The sequence below is a fragment of the uncultured Brevundimonas sp. genome, assembly GCF_947305955.1.
Lineage (GTDB): Bacteria > Pseudomonadota > Alphaproteobacteria > Caulobacterales > Caulobacteraceae > Brevundimonas.
Window position 1 is genome coordinate 55,179 of sequence record NZ_CAMZFB010000011.1, and the last position, 16,465, is coordinate 71,643.

Annotated in this window: 17 protein-coding genes; 10 read left to right on the top strand and 7 right to left on the bottom strand. The window is 63.5% G+C overall.

What is annotated here, in order from left to right; genetic code table 11:
- Positions 1-121 precede the first annotated feature (121 nt).
- Both Q0Y42_RS04830 and Q0Y42_RS04835 read right to left on the bottom strand, forming a co-directional pair.
- Positions 122-772: a trimeric intracellular cation channel family protein gene (locus tag Q0Y42_RS04830; RefSeq protein ID WP_297800777.1), complete on the bottom strand. Its 651-nt coding sequence runs from the start codon at positions 770-772 to the stop codon at positions 122-124.
- Between the two features lie 96 nt (positions 773-868).
- The gene (locus Q0Y42_RS04835; protein ID WP_297800779.1) at positions 869-1,525 is read right to left on the bottom strand and encodes a DNA-3-methyladenine glycosylase; all 657 of its coding nucleotides are present in this window, start codon (positions 1,523-1,525) and stop codon (positions 869-871) included.
- 67 nt (positions 1,526-1,592) lie between these two features.
- On the opposite strand from Q0Y42_RS04835, the gene Q0Y42_RS04840 reads away from it, so the two are divergent.
- Together Q0Y42_RS04840 and gluQRS are read left to right on the top strand one after the other, a co-directional pair.
- On the top strand, positions 1,593-2,726 hold the full coding sequence (locus tag Q0Y42_RS04840; protein ID WP_297800781.1) for a cupin domain-containing protein: 1,134 nt from the start codon (positions 1,593-1,595) through the stop codon (positions 2,724-2,726).
- A 5-nt stretch (positions 2,727-2,731) separates the two neighbouring features.
- Positions 2,732-3,580 carry a tRNA glutamyl-Q(34) synthetase GluQRS gene (gene gluQRS, locus Q0Y42_RS04845; protein ID WP_297800783.1) on the top strand — a complete coding sequence of 283 codons (849 nt, stop codon included), beginning with the start codon at positions 2,732-2,734 and terminating at the stop codon, positions 3,578-3,580.
- A gap of 75 nt (positions 3,581-3,655) precedes the next feature.
- On the opposite strand, the gene Q0Y42_RS04850 is transcribed toward gluQRS, so the two are convergent.
- Positions 3,656-3,859 carry a cold-shock protein gene (locus tag Q0Y42_RS04850; protein WP_242914672.1) on the bottom strand — a complete coding sequence of 68 codons (204 nt, stop codon included), beginning with the start codon at positions 3,857-3,859 and terminating at the stop codon, positions 3,656-3,658.
- A 180-nt stretch (positions 3,860-4,039) separates the two neighbouring features.
- Entirely contained in the window at positions 4,040-5,194 is a 1,155-nt protein-coding gene (locus Q0Y42_RS04855) for a serine hydrolase domain-containing protein (protein WP_297800785.1), read from the bottom strand.
- Between the two features lie 102 nt (positions 5,195-5,296).
- Here Q0Y42_RS04855 and ppk2 point away from each other — a divergent pair, with 102 nt between their 5' ends.
- A complete protein-coding gene (gene ppk2 / locus Q0Y42_RS04860) occupies positions 5,297-6,037 on the top strand; it encodes a polyphosphate kinase 2 (protein WP_297800787.1) in 741 nt (246 codons plus the stop codon).
- A 15-nt stretch (positions 6,038-6,052) separates the two neighbouring features.
- On the opposite strand, the gene Q0Y42_RS04865 is transcribed toward ppk2, so the two are convergent.
- Positions 6,053-6,394: a hypothetical protein gene (locus Q0Y42_RS04865; protein ID WP_297800789.1), complete on the bottom strand. Its 342-nt coding sequence runs from the start codon at positions 6,392-6,394 to the stop codon at positions 6,053-6,055.
- Between the two features lie 166 nt (positions 6,395-6,560).
- Here Q0Y42_RS04865 and Q0Y42_RS04870 point away from each other — a divergent pair, with 166 nt between their 5' ends.
- Positions 6,561-6,956: a hypothetical protein gene (locus Q0Y42_RS04870; protein WP_297800790.1), complete on the top strand. Its 396-nt coding sequence runs from the start codon at positions 6,561-6,563 to the stop codon at positions 6,954-6,956.
- Here Q0Y42_RS04870 and Q0Y42_RS04875 read toward each other — a convergent pair whose 3' ends face one another.
- Positions 6,957-8,003: a hypothetical protein gene (locus tag Q0Y42_RS04875; protein WP_297800792.1), complete on the bottom strand. Its 1,047-nt coding sequence runs from the start codon at positions 8,001-8,003 to the stop codon at positions 6,957-6,959.
- A gap of 373 nt (positions 8,004-8,376) precedes the next feature.
- Between Q0Y42_RS04875 and Q0Y42_RS04880 the strand changes: the two genes are divergently transcribed.
- On the top strand, positions 8,377-10,179 hold the full coding sequence (locus Q0Y42_RS04880; protein WP_297800794.1) for a long-chain-acyl-CoA synthetase: 1,803 nt from the start codon (positions 8,377-8,379) through the stop codon (positions 10,177-10,179).
- 61 nt (positions 10,180-10,240) lie between these two features.
- Here the strand turns inward: Q0Y42_RS04880 and Q0Y42_RS04885 are convergent, their stop codons facing one another.
- The gene (locus Q0Y42_RS04885; protein ID WP_297800796.1) at positions 10,241-11,011 is read right to left on the bottom strand and encodes an SDR family oxidoreductase; all 771 of its coding nucleotides are present in this window, start codon (positions 11,009-11,011) and stop codon (positions 10,241-10,243) included.
- A 103-nt stretch (positions 11,012-11,114) separates the two neighbouring features.
- Between Q0Y42_RS04885 and Q0Y42_RS04890 the strand changes: the two genes are divergently transcribed.
- From Q0Y42_RS04890 to Q0Y42_RS04910, 5 genes are all read left to right on the top strand, one after another.
- Positions 11,115-12,020 carry a LysR family transcriptional regulator gene (locus Q0Y42_RS04890; protein ID WP_297800798.1) on the top strand — a complete coding sequence of 302 codons (906 nt, stop codon included), beginning with the start codon at positions 11,115-11,117 and terminating at the stop codon, positions 12,018-12,020.
- Between the two features lie 61 nt (positions 12,021-12,081).
- Positions 12,082-12,948, top strand: a complete 867-nt coding sequence (gene motA, locus Q0Y42_RS04895; protein ID WP_297800799.1) for a flagellar motor stator protein MotA — start codon at positions 12,082-12,084, stop codon at positions 12,946-12,948.
- A 319-nt stretch (positions 12,949-13,267) separates the two neighbouring features.
- Positions 13,268-13,519, top strand: a complete 252-nt coding sequence (locus Q0Y42_RS04900) for a hypothetical protein (RefSeq protein ID WP_297800801.1) — start codon at positions 13,268-13,270, stop codon at positions 13,517-13,519.
- Between the two features lie 109 nt (positions 13,520-13,628).
- Positions 13,629-15,431: an FAD-dependent 5-carboxymethylaminomethyl-2-thiouridine(34) oxidoreductase MnmC gene (gene mnmC, locus Q0Y42_RS04905; protein ID WP_297800803.1), complete on the top strand. Its 1,803-nt coding sequence runs from the start codon at positions 13,629-13,631 to the stop codon at positions 15,429-15,431.
- 190 nt (positions 15,432-15,621) lie between these two features.
- The coding region (locus tag Q0Y42_RS04910) for an efflux RND transporter periplasmic adaptor subunit (RefSeq protein ID WP_297800804.1) at positions 15,622-16,465 on the top strand (844 nt) is incomplete at its 3' end.

The window sequence follows — 16,465 nt, forward strand, 5'->3', positions numbered from 1 at the left end:
AATCTATCGACGCAACAGGACTGAAGACACGTCTCCTTCCTTCGTCAGGACGAAGAAAGGTTAAACCTGATTCCCGCACATCACCATGACTTAAATATCATGGTTCTTTTATAGCCAAGCTTCAGAAACGCTGCGGCGTTGAGGGAAAGGCCGGAAGGCTCCAGCCCTTGAGGATGGCCCCCGCACGCAGGGCCAGACCTGCGGCAATCGCCACCAGCACCGCAATAACGGTCGGCACGCTGATGGCCTTGAGAGCCACGAACAGGGTCGCCGATAGCAGGGCCGCCGTAATGTACAGTTCGCGGCGCAGCAGGATGGAGGGCTGGTGCGCCAGCACATCGCGCACGATGCCGCCGAAACAGGCCGTCAGCGCCCCCATGACAATGCAGATCAGCGGTGCCGCGCCATAGGACGCCGCCTTGGCCGCCCCCAGCACGCCATAGGCCGCCAGACCCACCGCATCCAGCCACAGCAGGGCGCGAAAACGCCAGGTGCGCGCCCCGATGATCCAGACCGCCAGAGCCGCCGCCAGACAGATGGCAATGTACCACCAGTCCTTGACCCAAAAGACCGGAGCCCCGATCAGCAGATCGCGCACGGTCCCCCCGCCCACGCCCGTAAAGGCCGCAAAGAAGGCAAAGGTCACGAGGTCATGCTTCTGGCGCGCGGCGGCCAGGGCACCGGTGGCGGCAAACACGGCCACACCCGCCAGATCCAGCAGGGGCAGTACGTTTTCCGGTCGGGCCAGTTCGGTCGTCGCGCTCAGGGTCACATCAATCCTCCGGCGCAATCGGGAACGCGCCAAACCCTATCCATAACATGCTCTTGGCAAATGTCCGTCCCGACAAAAGGCGGCTCGATAGGGGCGTCAGCCTTCCAGCGCGATGTCACCGCGCTTTACCGCCCCGTACCAGTGCCACAGTATCTGGGCCGCCACCGAGCGATAGGGCTTCCACCCCTCGGCCACGGCATAGAAGTCGCGCTCTTTCAGACGCACCTCCTGCCGGTCCGCCCAGCGCCACGCCTCCTGCAGGGCGACATCGCCCGCCGGAAACACATCCAACCGCCCCTCACAGAACATCAGAAATGTCTCGGCGGTCCACCGCCCCACGCCCTTGATCGCCGTCAGGGCCGCAATCGCCGCATCATCGTCCAACCGTTCCAGATGGTCGAAATCAATCGCCCCGCTGGTATGCGCCTGCGCGATCTCGTGGGCATAGCGCGCCTTCTGCACCGACAGGCCAAAGGCCCGCAGCTCGTCGATTTCCAGCGACAAGACGCGCTGCGGCGAAATCTCGCCCAGCCCCTCGCCCACGCGCCGCCAGATCGAGGCCGCCGCCGCCACCGACACCTGCTGTTCTACGATCATCCGGAACAGCCCCTCAAAACCGCCCGTCCGCAGTCGCCATTCGATAGGCGGCGTCTGGGCGTGGATCACAGCCAGACGGGGATCAAGGTGCGCCAAGGCCGCGCGCGCCTCAACCATCCGCTCGCTCAGGGCCTTGGCCTTATCCGTATGCGTCATCCGGCGATCTCCGCGAACCCACGGCCCCTCCCTCGACAGGGTCCGCCTCTCGGACTAGCGTCCCTGCATGATCAGTCTGGCCGAACTTCTCCACCCCGTCACGCCCGACGACTTCTATGGCCAGTACCATGACCGTCAGCCGCTTCACATTCCGGCGGCGTCAGGATCGGCCAAGGATGCGCTGTTCGGCTGGTCCGATTTCAACATACTGCTGAACCAGTCGGGCCACTGGACGCCGCAATCGCTCAAGATGGTCCACAACACCCAGCCCGTGCCGCTGGACCAATACTGCCGCGAGGCCGTCACGCCCCAAGGTCGCCAACCTGTCCCCGATCCGCGCAAGATCGAACTGCTGCTCGCGCAGGGGGCCAGCCTGATCACCGACGATGTCGGCGGCCTGCATCCGGCCATCGCCCAGCTATCGGCTGCGCTATCCAAAGAATTTGCCGCCCAGATCGGGGCCAACATCTATTGCTCGTTCAAGAACGTGCAGGCGTTCGGTCCTCATCTAGACATGCACCATGTCTTCGCCATTCAGGTGGAGGGCGAAAAGGTCTGGCGACTGTATCGCAACCGTATTGCCGACATCGTGGACCTGCCCGCCACGGGGCGCGATCTCACCCAGTGGTACAGCGCCAACTGCGGACCGCTGGTGACCGAAATCACCATGAAGCCCGGTGATGTCCTCTATCTGCCACGCGGCTGGTTCCACGACGCATTGGCCAAGGATGGCCCGTCGCTTCACGTCACCTTCTCGGTAACCCCGCTGTACGGACGTATCCTGTTCAGTCTGTTGGAACACGCCGCCATGCAGGACAGCGATTTCCGTCAGTATTTCCCGCCGGCATCAAAGGACGGCGGGCGGGCACTCCAGAACCACCTCGCCAAACTGGGCCAAAAGCTTTCGGCGCTGTGCAGCCATCCGGCCTTCCGAGACGAGGTGGCCATGGCGCAAAACCGGCTGGTCCCTCGCACCGGCCAGTTCAACCTGCCATCGACGTCTACGCCCACCGTCTATCAGGTGCAGCTGCCCGCCCCGCCTGTCTTCAGCGGACCGGTGGCGCACGCCATGCATCACGCGTTTTCACTGCGCCAGTTCTCCATCGAGCACATAATCGCCCTGTTCGATTTCGTAGCCGAGGAAGACATCAGGGCCGCCGTAGAAATGGCGGTCGCCAGCGGTGCCCTGAAGCGAATGTAACCGCCATGCTTGCCACGCGTTTTGCGCCGTCCCCGACGGGACGCCTGCATAAGGGCCATGCCTTTTCGGCCCTGACGGCCTATCGCGCCGCCAAGGCGGCGGGCGGTCGGTTTGTGCTGCGGATCGAAGACATTGATCCCACGCGCTGCAAACCGGAGTTCGAGGACGGCATCTCTGAAGATCTGACGTGGCTGGGTCTGGACTGGGAAACGCCCGTCCGCCGCCAGTCGGACCATCTGGCTGACTACGCCGCTGCGGTCGAGACCTTGCGCCAACGCGGGCTGGTCTATCGCTGCTTCCGTACCCGCAAGGAGATATTGGACGGCATCGGCCATGCTCCCCACGGCGCGGCAGAAGCTGTCCGCCCCGGCCCCCACACACCGGATGAAGAGGCCGAACTTCTGGCCACCGGAAAGCCGTTCGCATGGCGACTATCGCTGGATGCCGCCCGCGAGACGCTGGGCGGCACAATCTGGGACAGCCTCTCCTTCTTTGAGGAAGGCACTGGTCCCGACGGCGAGCGGGGCCGCATCAAGGCCCGCCCCGAAACGGCGGGCGATGTGGTGCTGTCGCGCAAGGATGCAGGGGCCGCCTATCATCTGGCCGCCGTTCACGACGATGCGCTTCAGGGGATCAATCACATCATTCGCGGCGTCGATCTGTTCGAGGCAACGCATATCCAGCGCCTGATCCAGACCCTGTTCGACTGGCCGGAGCCTGTCTACCACCACCACCGCCTGCTGACGGGTCCTGATGGCCGCCGCTATGCCAAGCGCGACGGATCGGTGACGTTAAAGGCCCTGCGCGAAGGCGGCCTGACGGCACAGGCCCTGAAAGCCGAGATCGGATTCTAGCGGGCACAAAAAAACGCGGAAGACCCGAGGGCCGTCCGCGTCTTCCTGAACCTTTAGGTCCGGAGCTTGGGGTTCTTAGAGAACCTTCAGTTCCACAGCAGCGGTCTTGCCGCGCTGGTTTTCGAGTTCGTACTCGACCTTGGTGTTGTCATCCAGGCCAGCAAGGCCGGCCTTTTGGACAGCGGTGATGTGGACGAAAACGTCCGAACCACCATCATCAGGTTGGATGAAGCCATAACCCTTGGTCGGGTTGAACCACTTGACCGTGCCGGTCGCCATGTTGCGTCTCCGTTGAACGCGTTTTCCAGGCAGTTATCCCGAGGGACAACCGTCAGCCCATCTGGACAACCTCGTTCGACTAAGGAGCGAGACGCGAGTTTGGACCCCACGCGATATCCGGACTGCAAAAACGTTGTCCCTTGCTAATCGCCAACGGTCAACTGAAATGATTCCGTTATTTTAACTCGCGGTCGATGCCGCGATCATTTGCGGGATCAGGATCGAACAGGCCCGCTGGCCCTGTGCGGCGTCATTGGCCACTGTCACAAAGGCCTGCTGCACAGCGGGGGCCAGAACGGCGGTGGCGAACCACATGGTGTTCGATCCGCTGTGCATCAGCACCGGCCCGCTGGCCCAGCCGCGCCGCCCCATAGCGATCCAGCCCAGCGCATATTCCTCGCCTTCCAAGGGCGTCAGCAGCTTGTCGAGGCTGTCTTGCGACAGCCAGCCCGGCGACATCATGGCGTTGAGGAACCGCCCGTAGTCCTCCAGCGCCATGTGCGCCGTCCCCGCAGGCCCCAGTGCAGGCGGATTGTCCCCGCCACCCCCGGCCGGATCGACCGGACGCTCCCCGTTATGGCCCCACGGCTGGTCGCCCGGTGGCGGACCAAACCCGCCCGTCGCAATGCCCAAAGGGGCAAACACCTCTGCCCGCATCAGGTCTTCCCACGACTGTCCGGTCAGCCCCTCCATCAGAGCGCCCACGAGGATGTAGTTGGCATTGCCGTACTGGAAGGTGCCGCGCGGGCCATCAGGTGCCGCGCCCAGAATACGGCCCACCATGGCGCGTCTCTGCTCGGTCAGCGGCTTGCGGTCCGCCCGTGCCGTCATGAGCCAAAGGCCGTTGATATGGCGGGTGTCATAAAGGCCCGCACGGTGGCGCAAGAAGTCCTCGACCGTACGGTCGGCCCATGCCTCATGCACCGCCATGTCAGGAAAAGCTGCCGCCACAACCTGCGTCAGCGGCCTGTCCCACTGCGCCCTGCCCTGCTCGACCAGCCGCGCCCACAGCGCCGCCGTGATGGCCTTGGTATTGGACCCGAGATGCCAGACATCTTCCACCGTCACCGCCGCATCGCCACCGGCGCGGCGCAGGCCCCTGGCCCCCTGCCAGACCGTCTGGCCGTCCTTCCAGAACCGTCCCGCCAGAGCGACAGGCTTTTCAGCCTCGAACACCTTGGCCAGCGCTTCTTCCATGGCGTTACCAACATCGCGCGCTCGCGCCACCGAAGGCATCATGGCGGCGACAGCGGATCCCGTCGCCGCCGCCAGAACCAGTCGGCGGTCGGGATGGGCGGTGGGGTTAAGGGCTAGGCTTCGGGTGTTCTTCTTCATACCGCCATGCTTGACCGAGTTCAGGAATAAGCAAAGTTACGAGCGCGTAATGCGACATTACGCAGCACAGCCAGCCTCGGCCTGACGCGAAAGCGAGACGCCATGTCCAAAGACTATGAAGCCCAGCTCGAAGCCCTTCAGGTTCAGATCGTCGAGATTCAGGCGGCCGGAATCGAACAGGGCCGCAAGACTCTGATCATCTTCGAAGGGCGCGACGCGGCAGGCAAGGACGGCGCGATCAAGCGCCTGACCGAAAACATGGCCCCGCGTCTGACCCGCGTGGTCGCCCTGCCCAAACCGACCGAGCGCGAATCCAGCCAGTGGTATTTCCAGCGCTATGTCGCCCACCTTCCGGCGGCAGGCGAGACGGTCATCTTCAACCGCTCATGGTACAACCGCGCGGGCGTCGAGCCGGTAATGGGCTTTTGCACCCCTCAGGAGCACGCGGACTTCCTGCGCGATGTCGAGGACTTCGAGCGCCTGCTGGTCCATTCGGGCATCACCATCATCAAGCTGTGGCTCGACATCAGCCGCGAGGAACAGGCCCAGCGCCTGTCAGAGCGTGAAACCGACCCGATCAAACGCTTCAAGGTCTCGCCGATGGACAAGGAAGCACAGGCCCGCTGGGACCTCTATTCCAAGGCGCGCGATGAAATGCTGGCCAAGACCAGCTTCGACTTCGCCCCGTGGACGGTGATCAAGACGGACAAGAAGAAGACGGCGCGTCTGAACATCATCCGCCACATCCTGCATGCCGTGACACAGTCACCGATCAAGGTGGACATGCCGGACAAGGATGTCGTGCTGTCGGCAAAGGCCGCCAAGGGCAAGCTGAACCCCTAGGCGACCTTCACATAATCAGTCTTCTTCGAGACCCTCGACCTCGGGGATAGCGGGGGCGGTGGTGCTGGTCGGCTGTCCGACCAGTCCGCCCAGCATGCTGCTGACCTCGTCGGTCGGGCCACGCCCTTTGGCGGCGCTGGCTTCCAGCTGTTCGGCGCGTGCCATCAATTCGGCCAGACGGTTCCGGCGCGGGTCCTCTTCCGGCAAGCTCCGCATCTCTGCACGTCGCTGCTGAAGCTCGGCCAGCAGTTCGGCAAACTGCTGGTCGGTAACGCCCTCACCCTGCTCCAGACGGTGGAAGGCTTCTTCCAGCGCTTCTTCCCAAGACGTGTCATGCGTGGCGTGCGGATCGGTCATACGACTTTGCTCCCGTGAACGTGACATGCAAACCATGTCCAGCCTGGGAGATTCAATCCGGTGATATCCGGACTGGTTCCGGAAAATCGCCGTTCCACGACTTCAACCCGAAGTTAACTCTCACAGCCCAGCTTGGTCCCATGGCCGTGAAAGATGGAGAGGCGTTATGTCGACCGTCCTGACCCAAAGCTACCGTCGCCAGCGCGACCACTTCCAGCCGGAAGACATGGACCCGCAGGAACAGCGTCGTATCCGCGGGGCGCTGGAACAAATCGACTATACGGCATGGCTGGCCAACCGTGAGTTGATCGGCCAGACGCTGGGCCAGACCAGCGCCTCCCAGTTCGAAAAGCTGGCGGTCCTTACCTCAACCGCCCGCGCACGCTGGGTCGCCGAGGCTTTGCGCCTCGCCCATTCAGGCTCTCCGGCCACGCCGGACCAGATCGCCCGTCTGGCTTCTGCCCGCACCGCCTATGAGGAACTGGCCGAAGCCTATGAGGGGCTCAGACGCATGGTCGAGCGGGGCTATCTCCCGCTCGTCCAGCAACCGGCCAAGGACTGATCAGTCCTCGTCGATCGGCGTCGGGGCCGTGCGGATCGGCACATCCGGATCAACCGGCACGGGGGCTTGCGGCGTGACCCGAGCCGCCGGAGCCGGTGCCGTCACCTGCGGTTCGGGCTCCACCACAACCACCGGAGCAGTCGCCGGTTGGCGGGCGGGTGCGGTCGCAGCCGGACGGGTCTCGGTGCGTGCGGCAGGCGTCGGCGTTTGTGCCGTGCGCGTCGCCGGAGCCGTTGACGTGGCCTTGGGCGCAGCCGGACGTTGTGCCGTCACCGCAGGCGGCGCGACCTCCACAGGCGCAGGCGTTGCCTGCTCCGCAACCGGCGCATCGACAGGCACCGCAGCTTCGTCGGCGGTCTCAACCGGAGCGGTTACCACCTCGGCAGGGGCAGCGACATCACCCGACGGCGCGGCATCGCGCGAGGACCACCACACAAAGGCACCGATACCAATCGCGACCACAGCCACACCGGCCAGCAGCAGCCCCTTGTTCCCGCGGCTGGGTGCCTTGGCGACATAGGCTTCTGCAGCGGGGGGTTCCGTAGTGGGCGAAAGGGTCGGTCCCACAACCGGAGCGGGCTTTGCCGCCGGCTCGGCCACGGCGGGTTGAGCGATGGACGGCGCAACCACAGGGTTTTCAACCGACGGAGCCGGTTTGACAGGCTCTGCCGGTTTCAGGGACGGCGTCGCCGCAGAAGGCACCAGCGATCCCCCGAAAATCGAGCCTTGCGGGGCCGTGGTCGGGGCAGGCTTGCGCGGAGCTTGGGGCACATTGGAGAAATTGCCCAGTCCGCTCGCCGCCGGGCGCGCCGGAGCGGGTGCAGGGCGAGGCTGGGGGTGCGGCGGCATCGCCATCAGGCGCGCCATGCCTTCGTCACGCGGCAGTGGTCCGGCCATAAACGTGGTTTGCGGCGGACGGCCCCAAACAATCTGACCGCGCCGGAACGGCACAGGACCCTGCGCCGCAGCGGGCGCTGCAGAGTTGTTCGTCTTCTCCGCCGGTTCCGATTGCGGGTTTTGAGGTTCGTTTGACGCTGTGGACGACATACTCACTCCGATAATCCGGTCTGTCGGCCAGACCTCACCAACAGATCGGGACCAATCTATGTCCCGCCAAGAAAACTCACAATCTGCAGTTCATCGAACCTGTGGCCGTATCATGAGACGCACGCGACCTACTGCATCCGGTTGAGCAAGCACCAAGACGCCCGGATTCGGTCTCTTACGGAACGCGATTGCCTCACTTGGCCAAGACTTTACCTAAGGTCGGCCAATATCTTGACCTAGCGTCACAGAAATCGACTCATCTCGCTTGGGTTTTACGCAACATTGTACCGCTTGGCCCCTCGGGACGGTTGACCCGGGCCGCCATGCCGTTCATCACAAAAGAAAATATTCGATGGGGAAAGGTGGCGCACTCATGGGTATGGTGTCGAACATCAAGAGCGAAATCCGCTTCCTGGGAGGTCTCATCCGCCTTCTAAAGCGCATCAAACCTATCGCTCTGGATAGTGATGTTCTGATCTGCGACGACATCGAAGAAGCCGTCGACAAATACCCGGATAATATCTGCGTCGAAGACGAGACCCGTCGCCTGACCTATCGCGAGTTCGAAGCTCTCGCGAACCGTTATGCCAACTGGGCTGCCGGCCGCAATCTAAAGCGCGGCGACACCATCGCGCTGGTGATGCACAACCGCGTCGAATACGTCGCCGCATGGTTCGGCTTCTCCAAGGTCGGCATCGCGACGGCCCTGATCAACAACAATCTGACCGGCGCGGCTCTGGGCCACTGCCTGAACATCTCGGGTGCCTTCAACGTCGTCTCGGACGAGGATTGCTGGCAGGCGATCGAGGAAACCCGCGGCCGTATCGGGCGCGACCTGATGCTGTGGGTACTGGGTCTGGGCGAAGAGAACGAGACGAACGACCGTCGCGACTTCGACAATGCCGTCCGCAGCGCCTCGTCGGTCCGTCCGGATCGTGGCCTGCGCAAGGGCCTCACGAACCGCGACACCGCACTCTATATCTATACCTCGGGCACCACGGGCCTGCCCAAGGCCGCGCGCATCCCGCATTCGCGTGCCCGCACCTATATGCGCGCCTTCGCGGGCGGCACGGGCGCGACCCAAAAGGACACCCTGTTCAACGTACTGCCGTTGTACCACTCGACCGGCGGTCTGGTGGGCGTCGGCTCGGTCCTGCTGAACGGTGGCCGCATGGTCACCCGCCGCCGCTTCTCGGCCTCGACCTTCTGGCCGGACGTCAAGTCCACCGGTGCGACCATGTTCGTCTACATCGGCGAACTGTGCCGCTATCTGGTCAACTCGCCGGAAAATGCCGACGAGCGTTCGCACAAGCTGCGTCTGGCCTTCGGTAACGGCATGCGCCCCGACGTGTGGACCGAGTTCCAGAGCCGTTTCAAAGTTCCGGTCGTGCTGGAGTTCTATGGCTCCACCGAAGGCAACGTCTCGCTGTTCAACTTCGGCGGCAAGGCTGGCGCCATCGGTCGCGTGCCCTCCTATCTGAAGTCCCAGATCAACCTGCGCATCATCGAGCTTGATCCGGAAACGGGCGAGCCGGTGCGCGGCCCCAACGGCCTGTGCAAGCTGGTCAAGACCGGCGAGATCGGCGAGGCCATCGGCGTGATCGGCTCGACCGTCCGTCAGGACTTCACCGGCTATGCCGACAAGGCCGCCACCCAGAAGAAGATCCTCACCGACGTCTTCAAGAAGGGCGACCGCTGGTTCCGCACCGGCGACCTGATGCGTCAGGACAAGCAGGGCTATGTCTATTTCATGGACCGCCTCGGTGACACCTTCCGCTGGAAGGGCGAGAACGTCTCGACCGCCGAGGTCGAACAGCACCTGTCCGAAGCGCCGGGCGTGCAGGAAGTCATCGCCTATGGCGTGACCGTTCCGGGCCAGGAAGGCCGCGCCGGCATGGTCGGTCTGGTGCTTGAGAACGACGCATTCGACGCCAAGGCCTTCGCCAGCGAAGCTGACGCCCAGCTGCCGCCCTATGCCCGTCCGTGCTTCGTGCGCCTGCTGAAGTCGGCCGAAACCACCGGCACCTTCAAATACCGCAAGGTCGATCTGGTGAACGACGGCTTCGATCCGGAAAAGGTCGACGGCCCGCTCTATGTCCGCGGCGGCCCTGACGGCTACCAACTGCTGACCGAGGAACTGCGTCAGGCCATTCTGAAGGGCGAGCTTCGCCTCTAAGGCCCGGCTATCCAACAAGAAGGGGCGGTGGAGACATCCACCGCCCCTTTTTTCATGTCCGTTACTTGGTGGTGTAGCCGCCGTTCACCAGAATGGTCTGGCCCGTCATCCACCAGCCTTCGGTCACAAGGAAGCGAACCCACGGCGCGATGTCCTCGATATCGGTCAGGCCGGTCTTGGACTTGCCCGACAGGGCCGCCGCCGACTTGTGATAGGCCTGCGCGCCTTCGTCTTCCTGACCATAGAAGAAGGGCGTGTCCATCGGACCGGGGCCAATCGCGGTCACTGAAATACCGCGCTCGCCAAACTCCTTGGACGCTGCACGCGTAAAGTGCTCGACCGGAGCCTTGGTCCCCGCATAGCTGGAATAGAAGGGCGTATAGGCCCCTAGCAGCGACGTCACCAAGGTGCAGATCGCGCCATCGTCCTGAACCGACTTGCCCGCTTCCTTCAGGAAGAAGAAGGCCGACTTGGCGTTCACCGCGCTCATCGTGTCGTATTCGTCTTCGGTGATCTCCAGCATGGGCTTCTTCAGCACCATGCCGACGGTATTGATCGCAATATCAGGTCGACCAAATGCCGCCTCGGCCTCGCGGAACAGGCGCTCGACCTCCGATGCCTTGGTCAGATCGGCCTGAACCAGCAGGGCCTTTGCCCCCGCCGCCTCGACCGCCTTGGCGGTTTCCTTCGCCTCGGCCTCTGCGCTGGCGCTGTGATAGTGGATGACGATCGACTTTGCGCCCAGTCCGGCAAAGTCGCGCGCGATCAACGCCCCCAGATTCTTGCCGCCACCGGCAATGACGATCGATTTGTTCGCGATAGTCCGAGTCATAATGTACACCTGATCAGCCAAAACACTGTTTGGTCAAAATACGGTGCCGTGCTTCAGTGATAAATCAGAACAATCGGAATTCACTGTTCAGAAATCGGCGACAATGGACCGGATTGAGCTTTACCGTATATTCAACACGGTGGTCGAAACGCGAAGCTTTACAAAGGCCGCCGACCTTCTTCACCTGCCGAAATCACGCGTTTCTGTTGCCGTCACCGCGCTGGAAACTCTGGTCGGGGCGCGACTTCTTAACCGTACCACCCGCAGCGTCAGCCTGACCCACGAGGGCCAGATCGTTCACGAGCGCAGCCATACCCTTCTGGCCTCCAGCGAAGAGATGGAAAACCTGTTCCGCTCTGCCGAACAGTTGGAAGGGCGCGTCCGCGTCGATGTTCCGGGCCGCATCGGTCGGCTGATCATCGCCCCTGCCTTGCCGGACTTTCTGGCGAAATGGCCCAATGTTCAGATCGATCTGTGCCTGAACGACCGCAATGCCGATCTGGTCGAGGACCGCGTCGATGTCGCCGTCCGCGTCGGCACCCTCGCCGATTCCGGTCTCAAGGCCCGCCGCATCGGTCAGGTCGCCCAGATCAATGTCGCCAGCCCCGCCTATCTGGCCGCGCATGGCACCCCTGCTCATCCGGACGATCTCGTCCACCATTTTCAGGTCGCCTATGCCTCTCCCCTGACGGCACGGGTGGCGGGCTGGGAATGGGACCATGCTGGCGAAAGTTTCCAGATGGCGGTCGACTGGCGCGTCTCGGCCAATAATGCCGAGGCCTATATCGCCTGTGCCCTCGCCGGTCTCGGCATGATCCAGATTCCGGCCTATGACGTGGCCGATCATCTGGCCTCGGGGGCGCTGGTGCGCATTATGCCCGACCACGAACCGGCCCCCATGCCCGTCAATCTGGTATTTCTGGGCCGCTCGCAGTCCAGCCGCCGCCTGTCGGTTTTTAGTGAATGGCTGGCCGAAACCGTTGCCAAAGGGATACGGGCTGAAACCTGACCTTAAGCATTAACCGTCACAAGAAGCGCCAAGCTTACCTTCTTGCGGACGCCTTCGGCCCATGTTCCAGATTATCGGCATTATCCTGCTCTTCGCCATGGTGTTCGGCAGCTTCCTGCTGCACGGCGGCAAGATGGCCACCATCCTGTACTCGCTTCCCTATGAGCTGATGGCGATTTTCGGGGCCGGTATCGCGGCCTTCCTGATCTCCAACTCCATGCCGGTCATCAAGGGCGCGCTGGGCGGTCTGGGCAAATCCTTCGCCGGACCTAAGTGGAAGAAACAGGACTACAAGGACCTGCTGGGCCTGCTGTTCCAGCTGACCAAGACGATGAAGTCCAAGGGCGTCATCGCTCTGGAAAGCCACATCGAAAAGCCGGCTGAAAGCACCATCTTCCAGAAATATCCGAAGATCCTGAAGGACCACTTCGCCGTGGACTTCATGTGCGACACCCTGCGCATGATGACCATGAACCTCGAAGATCCCCACCAGATCGAGGATGCGATGGAAAAGCAGCTGGAGAAGCACCACCACGAGGCGCTGGCTCCGGCTCACGCCCTGCAGAACCTTGCTGACGGCCTTCCGGCTCTGGGCATCGTGGCCGCCGTGCTGGGCATCATCAAAACCATGGGCTCCATCACCGAGCCGCCGGAAGTTCTGGGCGGCATGATCGGCGGCGCTCTGGTCGGTACCTTCCTCGGTGTGTTCCTGGCCTACGGTCTGGTCGGTCCCTTCGCGGCGCGTCTTAACGCCATCGTCGAAGAGGAAGGGGCCTTCTACAAAATCATCCAGTCGGTGCTGGTTGCCCACCTTCACGGCAACGCCGCCCAGATCTCCGTAGAGATCGGCCGTGGCGACATCCCCTCGACCATCCAGCCCAGCTTCGCGGAGATGGAAGAGGCGCTGGCCGCCGCACCGACCGACTAACCAATCACGATCACGCGGGGCTCATTTCGGTGGGCCCCGCGAGTCGTTTCAGGCCTCGACATTGGTCGAAAAAGATGGGCCATACAGCCAAGCCAAAACTGTACGCTTAAGCCCGAAAACGACCAAAAAACGCGGCAAGATCGCTGTTTTTTCAAACTTTTTTCGCCCGTCTTTTCAAGCGTCCCTGCGGATTCCACGGCCTTCCACATCACACTTCACGAAGGCGTGAGAATTTCACTTGCGATTCCGCTCACGATCCCGTTATCTGTTGCTCAGCGAGGCTTTGGGCCCCGCCTCAACCTTCTCAAGGAAGACTAACATGCGCATCACTGCCCTGATCGCCGCTTCGGCCGCTGCTCTGGCCCTGGCTGCTTGCCAACCGGCTGCTGAAACCACCGAAGCTCCGGCTGCTGAAGCCACCGAAGCTGCTGCTGAAGCTACCGAAGCTGCTGCTGAAGCTACCGACGCTGCTGCCACCGCTACCGAAGCTGCTGCTGACGCTGCTGCTCCGGCTGCTGACGCTGCTGCTCCGGCTGCTGCTCCGGCTGCTGCTGAAGCTCCGGCTGCCTAAGTCTAAGATTTCTATCTTAGCATCACAGGGCTACGCTCTGTGACGGAAAGGGGTCACCGCACGGTGGCCCCTTTTTTCGTGCCCGCATCGGCGATAAACCCGCCGTCTGATGACCACCGACGCACACGACGCGAACCCTTCCTCTCCGCAACTGCTCTGGGCCGACGATGGTTCGCCCCGATCAGGGCGGTTCGGCGATGTCTATTTCTCCAAGGATGACGGGCTGGCGGAGACCCGTGCTGTCTTTCTGGGCGGATGCGACATGCCCGCCGTCTGGCAGGGTCGTCGCCATTTCACCGTCGGTGAGCTGGGCTTTGGCACGGGCCTGAACATCATCGCCCTGATCGACCTGTGGCGCGCTCACCGCCCCGATCAAGGTCATCTCCACGTCTTTACCGTCGAGGGCTATCCCCTCACCCGCGAGGAAGCCGCCAAGGCGCTGGCCGCATGGCCCGATGTCGCGGACACGGCAGCCGCCCTACTGGACCAGTGGCCGGACAACCGCCCCGGCTTTCACCGCATCGACCTGCCCCAATGGGGCGTGACCATCGATCTTGCGATTGGCGAGGTTGAGTGGGCGCTGGCCGCATGGAGCGGCAAGGCCGACGCTTGGTTCCTCGATGGCTTCAGCCCGGCCCTCAACCCCGGCATGTGGTCCGAGGACATCATGGCCGCCGTCACCCGCCTGTCGGCACCGGGTTGCCATCTGGCGACATTCACTGTCGCGGGCGCAGTCCGCCGCGCACTCGCGGCCAATGGCTTCACCGTCGAAAAGCGCCCCGGCCATGGCCGCAAGCGCGAACGTCTGGAAGCACGCCTCCCTGCCGATCCCGCCGTTCAGCCACCCTCGCCGCGATCCATAGCCGTCATCGGCGGCGGGATTGCAGGGGCCAGCGTTGTGCGCGCCCTCAAGGCGATCGGCCTGTTGCCCGTTCTGATCGAGCGCAGCGCCCCCGGCGCGGGGGCATCGGGATTCCCGGCCTCTCTGGTGACACCGCGCCTCGACGCAGGCGATGCCTTCATCGGCGGCCTCTACGCCCAGTGCCTCGACCGCGCGGGCCAGCTCTACAACCGTATCGACAAGGCCATCCTCCAGCACGGTGTCGTCCAGCTGGAACAGGCCGAACGCGACGCGGTCCGCTATGACAAGATCGCCGCCCAACCGCTGTGGCCCGACACCACCATGCAGCGCCTCAGCGCCGCCGAAGCCTCGGATCTGTTGGGCGAAAAGGTCGACTGCGGTGGCCTCTACATGAAGGGGGCCTTTGCCCTGTCACCCGCTACGGCCCTGTCCGCTTGGCTGGCCGACACCCCCATCGTCACCGCAGAGGTCACCGCCCTCCAAGCCGAGAACGGTCAGTGGTCCGTCCTGGATCGTGACGGACAAACGATTGCCACCGCCGATGCCGTCGTCGTGGCCGCCGGATGGGGAACCGCTGAACTGCTGCCCCAGCTGAACCTCGCCCCCGTCGCGGGTCAGGCTGACTGGGTCAACGACGGCTCGCACCACCTGCCCGCCGCATGGGGCGGCTACAGCATCCCCACGGGTCACGGCCTGCTCTATGGGGCCACCCACGTCCGTGGCGAGACCGATCCGCAACCGTCATCGGACGCCTCCGACCACAATCTGCAAACCCTGCAGAGCCGTCTGCCGATGCGGGCTGACGAGGCCGCAAAACACACCCCGCAATCCCGTGTGGCTGTGCGCGCCACCACATCCGACCGCCTGCCCGTCTGTGGTCCAGTGGACGAGAACCTCTATGTGCTGTCAGGCATGGGATCGCGCGGCTTTTGCGCCTCGCCCCTACTGGCCGAACATCTGGCCGCATTGATCACCGGCACGACCTCGCCCCTGCCCGTCCAGTGGGCCGATCGCCTGTCCCCCGCACGGCTTCACGCCCGCCGCGGTTAAGGATTTGCAGGTTAATTTTTGATCATTTGAGGAAGCGGCAAAGTCACGTTATCTAAGCCGCTCGCTTACGCGGCCTATAGTCGGACAAATTCGCCTTCCTGATCGCCTGTCTGATCTGCAACCTGCGTACGCCTACCGCCTTTATCTAGTCGTCGGGACGGTCCCGATGAAACATGACTGTTCGCTCCTCATGACCCTATCGCGCTCCCACGCTATTCGTCTCACGCTCGTCAGCGTTGTCGCCCTCACCCTCGCGGCCTGCGGCAAGGGCGGTGAAGAGAAGGAAAAGGCGGCTCCGACCACGACGGTCAGCGTCGTCACTGCCTCTGTGGCCACCCTGCCCAACACCATTGCGGCCTCGGGCACCGTCAGCGCATGGGAAGAGGTTCCGGTGGGTGCCGAGACCGGCGGCATGACGGCCACCGCCGTCTTTGCCGACGAAGGCACCTATGTCCGACAAGGTCAGGCTCTGGTCCAGATGAACGACGCCCTGCTGCAAGCCCAGCTGCGCCAGCAACAAGCCGCCGTCCAGACCGCAGAGGCCAACGCCGCCCGCGATGACGCCGCCCTTGCCCGCGCTCAGGAGCTGAAGGAGCGTGGCTTCCTGTCACAGGCTTCGCTGGACACGGCTCTGGCCAACCAGCGCTCGTCGCAGGCGCAGCTCGCCGCCGCCCGCGCCAGCCTGTCCGAGACCCGCACCCGCCTGTCCCAAGCCACCGTCCGCGCCCCTGTCTCCGGCCTCGTCATCAGCCGTAACGTCACCAAGGGCCAGATCATTCAGGCCGGTACCGAACTGTTCCGCATGGTCCGCGATGGCCGTCTGGAACTGGACGCACAGGTGCCCGAGACCAGCCTGCCGTCCCTGCGCGCAGGCCAGACCGCCCGTATCACCTCGACCCAGTCCGAGCCGACCACCGGCACCATCCGCATCGTCACGCCCGAGGTTGACGCCCAAACCCGCCTGGGCGTCGCGCGTATTACTCTGGCCTCGGGCAGCGGCCTGAAGCCGGGCATGTTCGCCCGCGCCGAAATCG